We start from the raw sequence: 15,513 nt of genomic DNA, 5'->3' as shown, positions 1-15,513 counted from the left end.
AGTTCCGTGGGCCGCTACTCCGCGAAGAACGCCTCGTACTCGGAGATAAACGTCCGAATCTCCCGAGATTCAGGGGACTTCTTGTGTCGCATGAAGTAACTGGCGACGGTGTTCGCCAGTACGAGGGCGGCACCGTCGGAAAGTCCCTCGGCCAGTGCGAGCGTCATCCCGCTGAGGAAGTGCTCGTCGACGTTCCGGAGTTGATGTGGGTTCACGACCTGCGGAGCTTTCACCGAAAGCACGTCGTCACGGGAGGCGAGCGTCGCGCCCCGCTGTGAGTGCATCACGTACCGGGTCACGTCGAACCGCTCGCGGACGCGCTGGACGGTCGGTACCGTCTCCTCGTCGGAGCGCTGTAACAGGATGTCACGGAACCGGCGGGTCTGGTTTCGGTTCGCCGTTATCGTCACGGGGACGACGTCGTCGAGCGCACCGAGCGCCTCACAGCCGCGTTCGAGTTCTTCGGCCGATAGCTGGTCGACTTCGCCGGGGACGAAGTGGACGTGTTCGGGTGGAGAACTGAGCCGCGGCCAGATGTCGTCTCTGAGGTGGTCGACGATGTCCACCAGTTCCGGCGTCGAGTACCACGACCCCATGTTGACGACGGACCGTCCGTCGATGTACTCGGCGAACGCCGAGGCCCCGATTCGGTCCTCGATGCGCGCCCAGTTCAGCGGTTCGGGGTTCGGTTCCGTCAGCAGGAACTTCCGGTCCTCGAACCAGACGTAGTCGGTGCTGGTAGTCCGGCCGAGGCTGACGAGCGTCTGGTCGCGGAACTTTCGGGCGAACTCGGCCCGTATCGGGTCGCCCATCCGCCCGATGAGCGTCACGTCGTACCCGAGTTCGTCGAAGACGCCACCGACGTGGGCGATGAGGCCGCCGGGTTCGGTGCGGGTCTGGCGCCACTCGACGCGGGGCGGCGTCTCGCTGGCCTCGTAGCGGACGAGCGCCTCCCGGAAGGCGTCGAACTGGCGAATCTGCTCGTACTCGCCGCCGGGCCGACGCTGGATGAACTCGCGCATGCGGTCGATGAACGCATCGAAACAGAGGGCGACGGACCCGTTGCCGAACTCGGGAGGCAGTTCCGCCTTGCACGCCTCCAAGTGGCGTCGCGTCTCGTCGTCGATTTTGGCTGCGTGGCTCGTCCCGTTTTGCCGCAATTCGATGCTGTAGGCGGTGTAATCGACGTTGCGCGTTCCGACGCCGCCGACGGTAATCTTCGGGGACGTGAGCGATTCCGTCGCCGTGTCGACGCTGAGTGTCAGGGACGAGCGGACGTCGTACTCCGTGTAGTAGTAACTGGTCAGGGTCCCCGTCTCGGTCACCTCCTCGCCCGTCTCGGTGTCGTATCCCTCGAAGGTAATCTCGAAGGCGTCGACCGGTTGGCTGTCGGTCAGGACGGAGACGTCGGCGAGGCAGTCACGGATGCGCATGTACTGTCGCGGCAGCGTCGGGCGCTTAGACGACCGCTCCAGCGGTTGCGCGAGCGGCCATATCGACTCGGAGACGAACCGGTCGAGGACCATCGCCAGACTCGGGTTCGTGACGTAGTAGCCCTGTCCCTCGTCTTCGACGTAGTCGCGGCCCTCCTGCACCCAGTAGAGCCCCCGGCTACGGTCGGTAGTCAGAGCGAAGTCCTCCCGCGTCGAGACCACGCGCGCCTCGTCGACCGTGCCGGGGATAGACTCGTGCAAGGACTCCTCCTCCAGTTCGTCCGGTGACGCGTTCGAGAGCACGAGACGCACTTGCTGGTCAGCGCACTGTTCGAGGTCGTCGACGACCGCGGAGAGTCGGTCGACGGGGAGGAGCAACAGGATGTCGTGTTCGGCCGTCTGCAAGAGGTCGCTGACGTACCGCTTGATGGTGCTCTCGCTCTTGAACAGGGCGACGCCACTCTCGACGGTCTCGACGGTGTCGTGGAGTTCCTCCAGATACTCCTCGGCCCGGGAAATCTGGTCGCGGATGGAGGAGAGCGCCTCGGAGGGGTCCACGGCGTAGGCCTTCCGCGGGTAGTCGTCGATGACCTCCACGAACCCGCGCTCACGGAGGCCGTCGACGATGTCGTAGACGCGCTGTTTCGGGACATCGCTGGTCTCCGCGATGTCGGTCATCGTCTGGGTCCCACCCCGGACGAGTGCGAGATACACCTCCGTCTCGTAGGTCGTCAGGTCGACGTTGTCTTCGAGTGTCTCCCTGAGGAGGGCGAGTTTCGCGTCGTCCTCTGCAGTCATTGTCGTGTGCTAGAGTTTCCGCAATAAGCCGTTTGCTGAACACGACCGGTGCCCGGAACCATGGTGGACAATGACGTGACCGACACACATAAACCTAAAGAAAATCCTCACGATAGTTGTGAAAATAGATAACTCGAACGCCACTCTCGGGACGGGCCCTCGTCCCCAGACGACGCTTCTCGTCACCGAGACGCCGATTGAGCCCGATTTGCCGTACGAGACGCACCCGCTCGCGGACCTCTCCGTCGAGGCGCTCGACGAGTACGACGTCCTCTGGATGCACTGCGAGTCGGCGCTTGACGACGCCGCTAGACAGCGACTCGCCGCGGTCGGTGGGGAACTGACAGCGTTCGTCGCGGACGGCGGTGGTCTCCTCCTCACCCACGGCGCCGTCGAGGCGGCGGCCGAACTCGGTATCGAGGCGCACGAACCGGATTCGGTCGGACGCGTCGACGCCGACGAGACGGGGTTCCTCGTCCGCCGCCTCTTCGAGGATCACCCGATATTCGGCGGCATCGACGGTCTCCGCCCCAACGGCGCACCCGCCACAGACGCCGTCTCGGTCCACTACGACTCGCTCCATCCGAACGACGCCGACGTTCTCGCGGCCCGACGCGACGACGGCACCGACCGGCCAAATCTCAAGTCGCTCCTCTGCTGGGAGGTCGGTGACGGTCGGGTCGTCGGCGTCGGCCACGGCCTCGCTGCCCTCCAGACTGACGTACAGGAGACGCTCCTCGACAACTGCCTCGCCTACGCCGCGGGCGAGGGGTCGGACCCACGGACTGTCGGCCGGTCGAAGGGACGCGAGGAGTTCGAGGCGATGCGCGAGGCGGTCCCCGACGCGAACCACCGCCCCGCCTATCACTTCACGCCGCCCGCGAACTGGCTCAACGACCCCAACGGCCTCGTCCAGTGGAACGGCCGCTATCACCTCTTCTATCAGTACAACCCGGCGGGGCCGTTCCACGACAGCATCCACTGGGGCCACGCCGTCTCCGACGACCTCGTCCACTGGGAGGACGAACCGATAGCGCTCGCACCCGACCCGGACGGTCCGGACGCCGTCGGCGTCTGGTCCGGGTGTTTCGTCGACGACGAGGGCACGCCGAGCGTGATGTACACCGGCGGCGACGACGGGGACCAACTGCCGTGTCTCGCTCGCGCCGAGGACGACTCGCTGCGGACGTGGACCAAGGCGGCCGAGAACCCGCTCATCACGGAGATGCCCGCCGACGTGGACGTGTTACAGAGCATCGACTGGCGCGCGGAGTTCCGCGACCACTGCGTCTGGCGGACGGGCGAGACGTGGTACCAGATTGTCGGGTCAGGCATCGAGGGCGAAGGGGGTGCAGCCCTCCTGTTCGAGTCCGAGGACCTCCTCGAATGGGAGTACTGCCATCCGATTCTGACCGGCGATTGGCGCAAGACCGGCCCGATATGGGAGTGTCCGGAACTCCTGCGGTTCGACGAGGGGTCGCTGCTCCACGTCTCGGACTACTCGAAGGTCGCGTACTTCAGCGGCGAGTACGACGAGGCGGCGAAGCGGTTCGAACCCGAGGACCACGGCGTCCTCGACCACGGCGTCTTCTACGCGCCGCAGTCGTTCGCGGCGGACGACGGCCGGACGCTCATGTTCGGGTGGCTGAAGGAGGACCGAGACAGAGAAGCCCAGTGGGACGCCGGGTGGTCCGGCGCCATGTCGCTCCCGCGCGTCGTCTCACTGGCGGCGGACGGCACGCCGGAGTTCTCGCTCCCGACAGAACTCGAAGCCCTCCGCGAGACCCATCACTCGTTCAGTGACCTCACCGTCTCCCCGGACGGGACGAATCCGCTCGCCGATATCGAGGGGGACACGCTGGAGGTGAAGATGACCGTCGACGCGCGGAACGTCGGCGAGTTCGGCCTCGTTCTGCGTGAGACGCCCGACGGCGAGGAACGCACCGTCGTCCGCTGTAAGATTCGCCATCGCGAGGTAGTCGTCGACCGCTCTCAGTCGTCCAACAGCGACGCGGCGGCCGACAGTTCGGACTCGATGCCCCTCACGCTCGACGAGGACGGGACGTTCTCGTTGCACCTGTTCCTCGACCGGTCGGTCCTCGAACTGTTCACGAACGACGCGCAGGCGCTCACCTCCCGAATCTACCCGACACGCCCGGATAGCACGGGGGTCGGGCTGTATGCCGACGACTGCGAAGTTACCGTCAGGTCCCTCGACGTCTGGGAACTCGCCGCTACAGAAGATTAATCACTCTAGTTGGGAAAACTTGAAATAGTAGCACACGAGTGTTGTTGTCGATGGGTCGTATCACAATAGACAATGTACGAAAGGAGTACGACTCCGACGCTGGGACGATTCGGGCCGTCGACGACGTGAGCCTGAACGTCCAAGACGGGGAGTTCCTCACGATAGTCGGTCCCTCCGGGTCCGGCAAGTCGACGCTCCTCCGGATGATCGCCGGACTGGAGGACATCACTGGTGGGGAGATACGTATCGACGACACCGTCGTCAACAACATCGCGCCGCAGAACCGTGGCGTCGCTATGGTGTTCCAGAACTACGCGCTCTACCCGCACATGAGCGTCCGCCAGAACATGTCCTACGGGTTGAAACTGACCACAGACCTCGGTGACGACGAGATCCGTCGGCGCGTCGAGGACACGGCGGAGATGATGGGCATCGGCGACTTGCTGGACAAGAAGCCTAACAACCTCTCCGGCGGGCAACAACAGCGGGTCGCCACCGGTCGCGCCATCGTCCGGCAACCGGACGTGTTCCTGTTCGACGAACCGCTCAGCAACTTAGACGCCAAGCTTCGCCTCCACATGCGCACGGAACTCCAGCGCATTCAGGAGGAACTGGAGACCACCTCCGTCTACGTCACACACGACCAGACGGAGGCGATGACGATGTCCGACCGCATCGTCATCCTCAACGACGGGACGATTCAGCAGGTCGGGACGCCGGCCGAGGTGTACGCCGACCCGGTCAACAAGTTCGTCGCGGACTTCATCGGGTCGCCCTCGATGAACTTCTTCGACGTCTCGCTGGATGACGGCGTCCTCTACGGCGACGACTTCGAGTACGCGATTCCGAGCGACTTAGCGAACGTCGTCCGCCAGAACGCGCGGAGCGACGACCTCGTCCTCGGCATCCGACCGGAACACGTCACCGTCGACACCGACGGCGCCGACACCGTGGCGGCGACGCTGGACGTCCTCGAACACGAGGGCAGCGACAACTACCTGTACCTCTCGGAGGGCGACACCGAGTGGACGGTCCGCGTCGACGGCAACACGCGGTTCGAGTGGGGCGAGACGGTCGAGTTCTCGCTCCCGCCGGAACACCTGCACGTCTTCGACGCCGAGACGGGCGAGAACCTCGTCGTCGACGAGGGCGTGACGGCCGACGTCGACGGATCCTCGGTCACCGCATAGCGCGATAGGAATTACCAACGATAGTAAATAATACGACAACTCATGTCACGAAACACCACCGAATCCGACGAACCGAACAGCACGAAACTCACTCGCCGCCGCGCACTGAGCGCTGGTGGGGCCGCACTCGCCACCGGTATCGCCGGGTGTGCCGGCCTGACCGGCGGTGGCGGTAGCGGTGGCGGCAGTAGCAGCGACGGGAGCGGCGACGGCGGGTCCAGCGGCGACGTCGAGATCGACTACTGGATGTACTTCGGTGCACAGGAGCGCGAGGAGATGACGGCTCTCATCGAGGATTTCAACGCCCAGGACAACGGTATTCACGTCAACGCACAGGGCATCCCGTTCTCGGAGTTCCTCAACAAACTGTTCACCGCGGTCAACTCCGGCAACGCACCGCACGTTGCGAGTTACTACGGCTCCTACGGCCGCCACCTGAAACCTATCACCCACTCCATCGACGACTACCTCTCCGACGGGGCCGCGAACAAGTACTTCGACATCGCGTGGGAGAACCTGCAGGTCGACGGGTCCACCTACGCGCTCCCCATCGACATCCACGGGAAGGCGCTGTACACGAACGACAGCGTGCTGGAGTCGGCCGGCGTCGACCCGGACTTCTCGGACTGGCAGGCGTTCTCCGAGGCCTGTGACACCATCGTCAGCGACACCGACTCCCGGGCGTTCTCGTTCCTCAACTGGAACTCCGGGCAGGCCGCGTTCCGCGCGTACATCATCGCACTCACGCAGGCCGGCGGCGACATCGTCACCGGCGACCCGGGGAGCTACGAGGTGGCCTACGACGACGACGTCGGGATGCAGACGGCCGAACTGATGAGCAAGGTCACGGGCGACTTCGGCTGGGACACCCCGCAGTTCCAGAGCGACTCCGCACGCGTACAGGACTTCCTCGCCGGCGACCTCGGGATGTTCATCGCCGGGACGTGGTCGGTCAACAACTTCGAGAACGAGAGCGGCGAACTCCCGGAAGGCCTCGACTTCAGCTTCCAGAAGCCGTTCATGTTCCCGGGCGACGGCGACGAGGTGGCGTGGTGTGAGTCCAACTCGCTGTACTTCCCGACGAACTCGAACCACACGGACGCCGAGAAGCAGGCCGCCGTCGAGTTCGCCGAGTACGTCACACAGAACAACACGCTGTGGGCGTCGGCCGGCGGCCACCTGCCCGCGGCCAAATCCGTTGCCACCTCCAGCGAGGTCAAGAACACCGCGCTCTGGCAGGACTACGGCACCATCTCGACCATGTACGAAATGGTCTCCGACGGGCAGGTCCGCTACCAGCCCAAGACGTCCGTCCACATCAACAGCAACCGGTTCTGGGGGCCGTTCATGGACATGTACCTCCAGAACACCGACGTTCAGACCGGTGTGACTAACAGCGCCAACGCGCTCCAGCAGGCTCTGGACCAATAAGCAATCATGAGCAACGTCGAAGCGACCACAGACAACCGGACCGCGAGCCGCTGGGAACAGCTGTTCGACCGGTCCACCCGGGAGTTGCTCGTGGGGTTGCTGTTCGCGGCCCCGTACCTCGTGTTGTTCTCGGTGTTCCTGCTGTACCCCCTGCTGAAGGGGCTGTACATGAGCCTCCACGAGTGGAACTTCCTCGAACCGTCGAAGTCGACGTACGTCGGCTTGGAGAACTACGCCAGACTGCTGGAAGACCCCGCGTTCTGGAACGCGCTGTGGAACACGCTCGAGTTCGTGGGCATGACTGTCCCGCTCATCGTCGGTGTCAGTCTCGTCCTCGCACTCGGGTTGAACAAGGAACTGAAAGGCAGTCGCCTCCTGCAGTTCGTCTACTTCAGCCCGTACGTGCTGACCGTCTCTGTCGTCGGTATCGTCTGGGCACAGATGTTCGCACAGGGCGGCGTCGGCACGCAGTACTTCGGGTGGCTGTTCAGCGGATCGCCGCTGAACTCGAAGTTCTGGGCCATGCCGGTCATCGTCGTGACGACGGTGTGGTGGCAGGCCGGCTTCTACTTCGCCGTCCTGCTCGCGGCCCGACAGAACGTCCCCGAGCGACTGTACGAAGCCGCCCGCCTCGACGGGGCCGGTCCGTGGCGCATGTTCCGGGACATCACGCTTCCGCACATGAAGAACGCGCTCCTGTTCGTCGTCATCGCCTCGACCATCTTCCAGTTCCAGGTGTTCGGCCAACCGTACCTGATGACGAAGGGCGGTCCGGTCGGCAACACGGAGACGCTCGTGTACTACCTCTACGAACTCGGGTTCCAGACGCGCGAACTCGGGTTCGGGGCCGCCGTGGGCTACACGCTGCTGTTGATACTGGTCGGCGTGTCGGTCCTGAACTACGTCCTCGTCGGAGGGAACGATGAGTAACGCCGACGCCACCCAATCGGTGACCGAGCGTCTCACCGACCGGGACACGCTCTACCGAATCGGCCTGTACGCCGTGATGTACGGGCTGGCGGTGGTGTTTTTCGTCCCCTACTGGCGGATGTTCCAGTTGTCGGTGACGCCTATCGCCGTCCTCTCGCAGGGCGGGTTCAACTGGATACCGCCGGAGATTACCTTCGCGGTGTGGCAGCGCTACCTGATCGAAGAGCCAATCATCTACCAGTGGGCGTTCAACACGCTCACCATCGCCAGCATCACGACCGCTATCGTGTTGCTCGTCGACTCGATGATCGCCTTCTCGATCACTCGGCTGGAGTGGCCCGGACGAGGACTGATTCTGGGTATCATCATGGCGAGCTTCATGATTCCGGGCTACGTGAACATCATCCCGCTGTACACGCTCATCAACGACCTCGGCCTGATGAACTCCTACTGGGCCATCATCCTCCCGTTCGCGGCCGGCCCGCTGGGCGTGTTCCTGCTCGTCCAGTTCTTCCGGGACATCCCCGAGGAACTGGAGGAGGCGGCGCGGCTGGACGGCTTCTCGTCGCTGCGCATCTACGCACGCATCATCCTGCCGCTGTCGACGCCCATCCTGACCGCGCTGGGCCTGTTCGTGTTCATCTGGAGCTGGAACCAGTTCCTCTGGCCGCTCATCGTCCTGAACGACGACGCGCTGTACACGCTGCCCGTCGGCGTGGTGACCCTGCGGGACGTGAACGCGCTGGCACCGAACGTCATCATGACGTCGCTCGCGCTGGCGTCGCTCCCGCTGTTCATCGTCTTCCTGCTGTTCCAGGACAAACTCATCTCTAGCGTCCAGATGCAGGCGGGGACGGGATGACGTCATGACCGGAGAAACCGATCAGGCGGCGTTTCGACGCGCTATCGCCGAGGTGCCGGGGTTCGTCTATCACAACGGCCTCCGGCTCGCGCTGGTCAGCCTCGCGTGGGTCGTCGCCTCGCTGCCGTTGGTGACTATCGGCCCGGCCACGCTGGCGGCGTACGCCGCGATTCGCGGCCTCCGGAGCGACCGCAACCGCATCGACCGAGCCAACGTGTGGGCCGTCGTGCGCCGGAACGGCGTGGCGAGCGCGCTGTTCAGCGGCGTTCCCGTCGCCTTCGGCGCCGTCGCCGTCACCTACGGCGTGACAGCGCTCCGAGAGGGGTCGCTGGCCGGCGAAGTCGTCGCGCTCGTCGCGGCCTACGTCGCGCTGTACGTCGCGCTCGCGCTGATTCCCGCGTACGTCGAACTGGCGCGCGGGTCCGACCCGGTGGCAGCGTTCCGCTACGGTGTCGGCTGGTTGGCTCGCCACCCCACGCCCGCGCTGGCAACCGGACTGCTGACTCTCGTCGTTCTCGCGGTGACCGCCGTCCTCACCGTCGCGTTCGTCCTGCTGTTCGCCGGCGTCGCGTTCTCGCTGCAGGTGGCCGTCGTCGAGACCGTCGACGACCGGACCAACGAGACGTCGGTCGCGGCGGGTGCCACTGCCTGCTGACCGCCCGCATTTCTCCCCCGTTCAGACCGTGAGGAAGGTCGCGACCAACAGGAGCGCGTTGTAACTGCCGTGGGTGACGATGGGAACCAGCAGATTGCCCGTCCGCTCGTAGATGGTGCCGAAGACCACGCCGCCGACGGTGACGACGGCGACACCGGTCAGCGCACCGACGACCGACCCGGTGAAGTTCAACAGGTGGATGCTCCCGAAGACGAGACTCGACAGCGCGATTGCGACGGCGGGGCCGAACGACCGCCGGAGTCGCCCCTGAATCGCGCCGCGAAAGAGCAGTTCCTCCGCGGGCGCGACGAGGACGACCGAGAGCGCCGCCAGTCCGAGCGCCACCCGCGGGTCGGCCGTGATGGGGTCCTCGAACACGCTCCCTTCGGGGGCCAGCCCCAGCGACGCGAACAGCACGCTGAGACCGAGCGCAGCGACGAGGGTGACGACGAGTCCGCCGACCATGTACCGGACGTCCCGCCGCGTCGGCCAGCGAACCCGCACGCCCTCGTGGCGTCGGACGTAGAGATAGCCGACGGCTAGGAAGGCGAGTTGCCCTGCCGCGGCGAGTACGAGGAACCCACCCGGACTCCCGACGGCCGGGCCGAACAGCACGAGCGGGACAGTGAACACGACACCGAAGACGACGCTGACCGCCAGGCCCGCGATAAGCAACCCGACGGCGACGCCGAGGGCGCGGAGCGACTCACTCACGTTCGCCCGTTTGCCGACCATACGTCACTCTGTGTGGCGGGCTGGCAAAAGTATGCGCCGCGTGAGCCGCGGGCGTGGCCCCCGCCCGCGAGGGTCTGCACCGACGCCAGACGTGCTCACTACTCACGTTCTTGCAGGAAGAGCGGGCGGCGAGGGATTTGAACCCGACTGCGAGACTCACTTCGCTCGTCTCGCGTGGTTCAGAATCCCTCGCTGCCGGTTCGCTCACCGCTCGTAGAACTCGGGTTCGCTGCACGGGCGGCGAGGGATTTGAACCCCCGACCATCTGGTCCGGAACCAGGCGTTCTGTCCGCTGAACTAGCCGCCCACGTACCGAGATACTCCGAAACCGCTTGTAAGCGTTGTGAACCCGCGAGTCAGGGCGATTCGCTCGTCTCGATGGTGAAGTCGTCGACGGGGTAGGCGACACAGGTCAGACAGTAGCCGTCCTCCATGTCGTCCTCGAACAGCGACTCGTTCTGGCTGTGTCGGATGTAGTCCTCGGCCGGGCCGTCCTGAATGTGGCCGGCACAGGAGATACACTGGCCCTGCCGGCAGGCGTAGGGCAGGTCCCAGCCCTCCTCTTCGCCGGCGTCGAGGATGGTCTCGTTGTTGGCGACCTCGATGGTCTCGCCTTCCTTCGCGAACTCGATCTCGTAGTACTCGACCTCGTCGTCGGCGATAGAGTCGGGGTCGAAGCCTTCGTCTTCCTCCTCGGCTTCGTCTCCCTCGGCGAGTTCGCCCTCCGCACCGCCGGCGGGGATGGCGGCCGCACCGCCACCGCCGATGGAGCGGTTGTACGGTTCGGCGAAGTCGGTCTCCGGGACCGACGCGGCGCGCTGTTCGAGGACTTCCTGGGAGATGTCTTCCGGCGCCTCCCAGCCGGTCCCCTTCGCGTAGTGGAACGCCACCACGATGAGGGTCAGCGTGGCCCCGCCGAGGAGCCCTGCGAGTTCAACCATGTGCGCGGCTATGGAGTACTGGTTTAACTAAGCTTTGGATTCGCCCGTTTCGCCGTCCCCGCCGGGAGAAACGCGCCCCTCGCTGCTCACGGGTCGCTTCGCTCACGGTTGGCCCGTTCGCGTTCGAGGCGCTTCGTGCCTCGCGCTCCCCGTTCGCTATTCGAGGGCCGCTCACTGCGTTCGCGCCCCTCGCTATCTCCGCGGCACGTCGTGCCGGCCGAACCCGTAGCGGAGGCGACTCGCGAGGCGTCGCGAGAACCGGCCGTCGTCGGCCCGCGACCCGAATCGCTCGGCCAGCGCCTGATAGATGAGCGGGACCGGCACCTCCTGTTCGAGGGCTTCCTGCACCGTCCACGTTCCCGTCGAGCCGCCCTCGACGCGGTCGGCCACGTCGCCGAGGTCGTTACCCTCCTCGCGGAACGCCTCCTCACACAGCTCTAAGAGCCACGAGCGGATGACTGCGCCGTTGTTCCACGTTCGTGCGACGGCCTCTAAGTCGAGGTCGTAGCGGCCGTTGGCGAGCAGTTCGAACCCCTCGCCGTAGGTCTGCATCAGGGCGTACTCGACGCCGTTGTGGACCATCTTCACGTAGTGGCCCGACCCGGCCGGGCCCATGCGGTCGTGGCCCGCCGGCCCGGTGGCGACGGCGTCGAACACCGGCGTCAGTTCGTCGTAGGCCCACTGGGGACCGCCGACCATCAACGAGAACCCGTGTTCCGCGCCGGCGGGACCGCCGGAGGTCCCGCAGTCGAGGTACGCGGCGTCGGTCGACTCCGCGCGGCGAATCGAGTCCTCGAAGTAGGAGTTCCCGCCGTCGACGACCACGTCCTCGCCGTCGACTATTCCGTCGAGTTCGTCGAGCGCGGCGTCGACCGGGTCGCCCGCCGGGACCATCAGCCAGATGCGTTTCGCCTCGCCCAGCGAGTCGGCGAGGGCCGGAATCGAGTCGGCCGGCCGCGCACCCGCGTCGGCGGCGTCGGCCACCGCGTCCTCGTCGATGTCGAAGACGACGACGTCGTGACCGGCGTCGAGTACGCGGTCGACGACGATACGTCCCATGCGTCCGAGTCCGATGACGCCTAGTTCCATACGCGGGGACTCGCCGAGCGCACAAGTAGGGGTTCCGATTCAGTGCGTCGGCGGGGTGGGCGCGTCGGCTTCCGACGTTTAGTGAGTACTCACTCAGATTTATCACGCCGGGGCCCATAGCTATCACGCACAGATGCACGCGACACACGATACGACACCGCTCGCAGGCGCCCTCTCACTCGGTATTCTCGCTGTCGGTCTCGGCGGTCTCGCCCTCGGCGTCCCGTGGGCGTGGGTCGCCTTCCCGGTGGGATACGGCGGTGTCCTCCCGCTAGCGCTGGGGCTGGCACAACGGCGACGCGAACCGGAGACGCTCACTGACGACGCCGGCGACGACGCACTGGCGACACTCCGCGAACGGTACGCTACCGGCGAGATAGACGAACGGGAGTTCGAGGCGCGCGTCGAGGGATTGCTGGAGACGGAGCGGTGAGGACGGGGCCACGCCGAACGCGAGGGGCCGTTCGGCGTCGGCATACGGGTCAACCGCTGGTGGGCGCTCTCCCGCTCGCTCCCCATCCCGCTTACACTTCGGGTGGTCCGCGGACTGCGCTGTGACTCCGATAGCGGCTTGTTCGGGAGTCCAACGCGGTTCTCGTGGCAGTCTTCGGGTTCGTCCAGCACTGGGCCTATCGTACAGATATCCGTACCGCCGCGTGGCCGGGTCTGCTACGCGCCCTGACGCGGTTGCGTGGCTGTCGGCCGGACGGCACTCCCGACGCCGACACCTCGCTCGGAGAGGCGGTACGTTTTCCCGGTCGCCGTCCCTCGACGGCGCATGGACGAACGCGTACGCGAGCACGCACGGACGCTGGTCGACTGGAGCGCCCGCATCGAGGCGGGTGACGACGTCGTCGTACAGGTCGACGAGGGGGCACACGACCTCGCCGTCGCCGTCGCAGCGCACCTCGGTACACGGGGGGCGAACCTGCTTTCGACGTACAGTTCCGCCGAACTGCGGCGCGCCTATCTCCGGGCCCACGACGGCGCGTTCGACGCCGACCCCGAGTACGAACTCGCGATGTACGAGCGCGCCGACAGCGTGTTGATACTGAAAGGCTCCACCAACACCGCCGGCACCGCCGACGTGCCCAGCGAACGGCGGCAGGCTCACTCGAAAGCCCGACGAGCCATCCGCGAGGCGCGTCTTCACACCGACTGGGTGTCGACCCAGCACCCGACGCGAGCGATGGCCCAGCAGGCGGGCATGGCCTACGAGGCCTACGAGGACTTCGTCTACGACGCCACGCTCCGGGATTGGGAGGCACTCGCCGAGGAGCAGGCGCAGTTGAAGGAGCTACTGGACGCCGGCGACACCGTCCGCATCGTCACCGACGGCACCGACCTCACGATGTCGATCGAGGGCCGCACGGCGGTCAACTCCGCCGCCAGTGTCGCCTACGACTCGCACAACCTCCCTTCGGGCGAGGTGTTCACTGCCCCCGAGGGTACCGAGGGCGTCGTCACGTTCGACGTACCGATGACGATTCAGGGCCGGCGGGTGCGGGACGTCGAGTTGACCTTCGAGGACGGCGTCGTCGTGGACTTCGCCGCCGAGCAGGGCGAGGCGGTCATCGAGGAGGTGCTGGCGACCGACGACGGCGCCCGCCGACTGGGAGAACTCGGTATCGGGATGAATCGCGGCGTCGACCGGGTCACCGACAACATCCTCTTCGACGAGAAGATGGGCGGAACCGTCCATCTAGCGCTCGGCCGAGCCTACGACGCGTGCTTGCCAGACGGTGTCGCTGGCAACGACAGTGCAGTCCACGAGGACCTCATCACGACGATGGGGGCGGGGTCACGGCTGGAAGTCGACGGCGACGTGGTGCAAGAAGACGGCAAGTTCCGGTGGGAATAGCGAGGGGCGTGAACGGCCCTCGGCGGAACGGCGATCGGAGAGAGCCGTAGAGCAGTAGCGAGGGGCGCTCACTTCGGTCGCTCTGACTCGCCGGTCTTCGGTCCGGTGTCTAGAGACGCGACGACCAGACACGCGGCTATCGGACGCGCGTAGTCACTCCGAGCGGAAGCGATCGGAAAGAGGGGGTGGGGGTGGGGGGTGGTGGCACCCAAAGTGGGTGCAGCCGTAGCTTCGACGGTGATAATTAAGAACCTTCCGGCCAAGCCGTCCCGTGGTACGACGGTATAAATACATTTCAATCGTGATAGTCAGGGTCAGTGATCACTCGGCGAGTCGGCGGCAACACCTTTGTGTACTCACACCATACCCAGAGACGTGACAACCGTCGCACCGGACGGTCCAGACGGGGCCGACAGTCCGACGGTCCGGCAGGCAGAGCGGGCCGACTTGCTGGAGATTCACCGCATCGAGCAGTCGGTGTTCCCGCAGCCGTGGCCGTTCTCGGCGCTGGAGAGCTATCTGGGGGAAGAGGGGTTTCTGGTGGCGGAGACGGACGGTCCCGAGGACGTTCCGTCGGTGGCGGGCTACGTCGTCGCCGACACCGTCCCGAATCACGGGACGCCGCTGGGCCACATCAAGGACATCGCGGTGCGCGAGGAGTACCGACGGCAGGGCGTCGCCAGCGCGCTGCTGGAACGGGCGCTGGGCGTCCTCGCCGTGGCGGGCGCCGGGTCGGTCAAACTGGAGGTCCGGGCCGACAACCACGGGGCACGACGCCTCTACCGACAGTTCGGGTTCGAGCACCGCAAGACCATTCCGAACTACTACAGCAACGGCGAGAACGCGCTCGTGATGGTCCGGTTGCGCTGAGACCCGACGGCATATACCGCTGGGACGTCTCTGTGGACGTACAATGGGATACGCCTGTCCAGTGTGTGGTGACCCACAGTCCGACGCCGGCCACCTCGCGAACCATCTCGCCTTCACGGCGCTGACCGGTGGCGACGACCACGAGGCGTGGTTGGACGACCACGTCGACGACTGGGGCCAGATGGGGGAATCGGAACTGGCCGAGGCCGTCGTCGACCACGCCGAGGAGACGGAGTTCCCGCAGGTGTTCGAGGAGAGCGGCGTCGACGACGGGGGCCACGACCACGAACACGACCACGGACACACCCCGACGAGCGACCTGCCGCCGGGGGCCGACAGTCAGCGGGGCTCCCGCTCCATGAGCGAGGACGACCGGTCGGTTCTCGCCGAGGCCCGCGACCTCACGCGGGAGATGCTCGACGAGGACGCCGACCAGTCCGAAGACGAAACCGAATAAGCCTGCCGTCCCC

General features: G+C 65.8%; 14 protein-coding genes and 1 tRNA gene. 10 read left to right on the top strand and 5 right to left on the bottom strand.

The window, feature by feature from the left end; all coding sequences use genetic code 11:
* Window positions 1-14: 14 nt before the first annotated feature.
* The gene (locus tag IEY28_RS15450; RefSeq protein WP_188999716.1) at window positions 15-2,231 is read right to left on the bottom strand and encodes a TrmB family transcriptional regulator; all 2,217 of its coding nucleotides are present in this window, start codon (window positions 2,229-2,231) and stop codon (window positions 15-17) included.
* A 118-nt stretch (window positions 2,232-2,349) separates the two neighbouring features.
* On the opposite strand from IEY28_RS15450, the gene IEY28_RS15445 reads away from it, so the two are divergent.
* The 6 genes from IEY28_RS15445 to IEY28_RS15420 are packed head-to-tail and all read left to right on the top strand — an operon-like array spanning window position 2,350 to window position 9,547.
* Window positions 2,350-4,479, top strand: a complete 2,130-nt coding sequence (locus IEY28_RS15445) for a glycoside hydrolase family 32 protein (protein ID WP_229783164.1) — start codon at window positions 2,350-2,352, stop codon at window positions 4,477-4,479.
* A gap of 50 nt (window positions 4,480-4,529) precedes the next feature.
* The gene (locus IEY28_RS15440) at window positions 4,530-5,669 is read left to right on the top strand and encodes an ABC transporter ATP-binding protein (protein WP_188999711.1); all 1,140 of its coding nucleotides are present in this window, start codon (window positions 4,530-4,532) and stop codon (window positions 5,667-5,669) included.
* A 42-nt stretch (window positions 5,670-5,711) separates the two neighbouring features.
* Window positions 5,712-7,100: an extracellular solute-binding protein gene (locus IEY28_RS15435; RefSeq protein WP_188999707.1), complete on the top strand. Its 1,389-nt coding sequence runs from the start codon at window positions 5,712-5,714 to the stop codon at window positions 7,098-7,100.
* Between the two features lie 6 nt (window positions 7,101-7,106).
* On the top strand, window positions 7,107-8,030 hold the full coding sequence (locus IEY28_RS15430) for a carbohydrate ABC transporter permease (RefSeq protein WP_229783163.1): 924 nt from the start codon (window positions 7,107-7,109) through the stop codon (window positions 8,028-8,030).
* Complete coding sequence (locus IEY28_RS15425) at window positions 8,023-8,892, top strand: carbohydrate ABC transporter permease (protein ID WP_166967932.1); 870 nt, start codon at window positions 8,023-8,025, stop codon at window positions 8,890-8,892. Before IEY28_RS15430 ends, IEY28_RS15425 begins: the two co-directional genes overlap by 8 nt.
* Before the next feature lie 4 nt (window positions 8,893-8,896).
* Window positions 8,897-9,547 carry a YesL family protein gene (locus tag IEY28_RS15420; RefSeq protein WP_188999689.1) on the top strand — a complete coding sequence of 217 codons (651 nt, stop codon included), beginning with the start codon at window positions 8,897-8,899 and terminating at the stop codon, window positions 9,545-9,547.
* 21 nt (window positions 9,548-9,568) lie between these two features.
* Here the strand turns inward: IEY28_RS15420 and IEY28_RS15415 are convergent, their stop codons facing one another.
* From IEY28_RS15415 to gnd, 4 genes are all read right to left on the bottom strand, one after another.
* The gene (locus tag IEY28_RS15415; RefSeq protein WP_188999686.1) at window positions 9,569-10,282 is read right to left on the bottom strand and encodes a CPBP family intramembrane glutamic endopeptidase; all 714 of its coding nucleotides are present in this window, start codon (window positions 10,280-10,282) and stop codon (window positions 9,569-9,571) included.
* A 234-nt stretch (window positions 10,283-10,516) separates the two neighbouring features.
* Window positions 10,517-10,589 (bottom strand) — tRNA-Arg (locus IEY28_RS15410).
* Between the two features lie 49 nt (window positions 10,590-10,638).
* Complete coding sequence (locus IEY28_RS20840) at window positions 10,639-11,223, bottom strand: 2Fe-2S iron-sulfur cluster-binding protein (RefSeq protein ID WP_244995585.1); 585 nt, start codon at window positions 11,221-11,223, stop codon at window positions 10,639-10,641.
* A 192-nt stretch (window positions 11,224-11,415) separates the two neighbouring features.
* A complete protein-coding gene (gnd, locus tag IEY28_RS15400) occupies window positions 11,416-12,312 on the bottom strand; it encodes a phosphogluconate dehydrogenase (NAD(+)-dependent, decarboxylating) (protein WP_188999683.1) in 897 nt (298 codons plus the stop codon).
* Window positions 12,313-12,445: 133 nt separating this feature from the next.
* Here gnd and IEY28_RS15395 point away from each other — a divergent pair, with 133 nt between their 5' ends.
* From IEY28_RS15395 to IEY28_RS15380, 4 genes are all read left to right on the top strand, one after another.
* Window positions 12,446-12,745, top strand: coding sequence for an SHOCT domain-containing protein (locus IEY28_RS15395; RefSeq protein WP_188999680.1), 300 nt, complete (start codon window positions 12,446-12,448; stop codon window positions 12,743-12,745).
* 345 nt (window positions 12,746-13,090) lie between these two features.
* Window positions 13,091-14,173: an aminopeptidase gene (locus IEY28_RS15390; protein WP_188999677.1), complete on the top strand. Its 1,083-nt coding sequence runs from the start codon at window positions 13,091-13,093 to the stop codon at window positions 14,171-14,173.
* Window positions 14,174-14,548: 375 nt separating this feature from the next.
* Window positions 14,549-15,043 (top strand): ribosomal protein S18-alanine N-acetyltransferase, encoded by a 495-nt coding sequence (rimI, locus tag IEY28_RS15385; RefSeq protein WP_188999673.1) that lies wholly within the window; start codon window positions 14,549-14,551, stop codon window positions 15,041-15,043.
* 43 nt (window positions 15,044-15,086) lie between these two features.
* Complete coding sequence (locus IEY28_RS15380) at window positions 15,087-15,500, top strand: DUF5810 domain-containing protein (protein WP_188999654.1); 414 nt, start codon at window positions 15,087-15,089, stop codon at window positions 15,498-15,500.
* Window positions 15,501-15,513 lie beyond the last annotated feature (13 nt).

The sequence above is a fragment of the Haloarcula pellucida genome (assembly GCF_014647235.1).
Classification (GTDB): domain Archaea; phylum Halobacteriota; class Halobacteria; order Halobacteriales; family Haloarculaceae; genus Haloarcula; species Haloarcula pellucida.
Note: the sequence above shows the minus strand (reverse complement) of the source record. Positions and strands in the feature narration are given on the sequence as shown.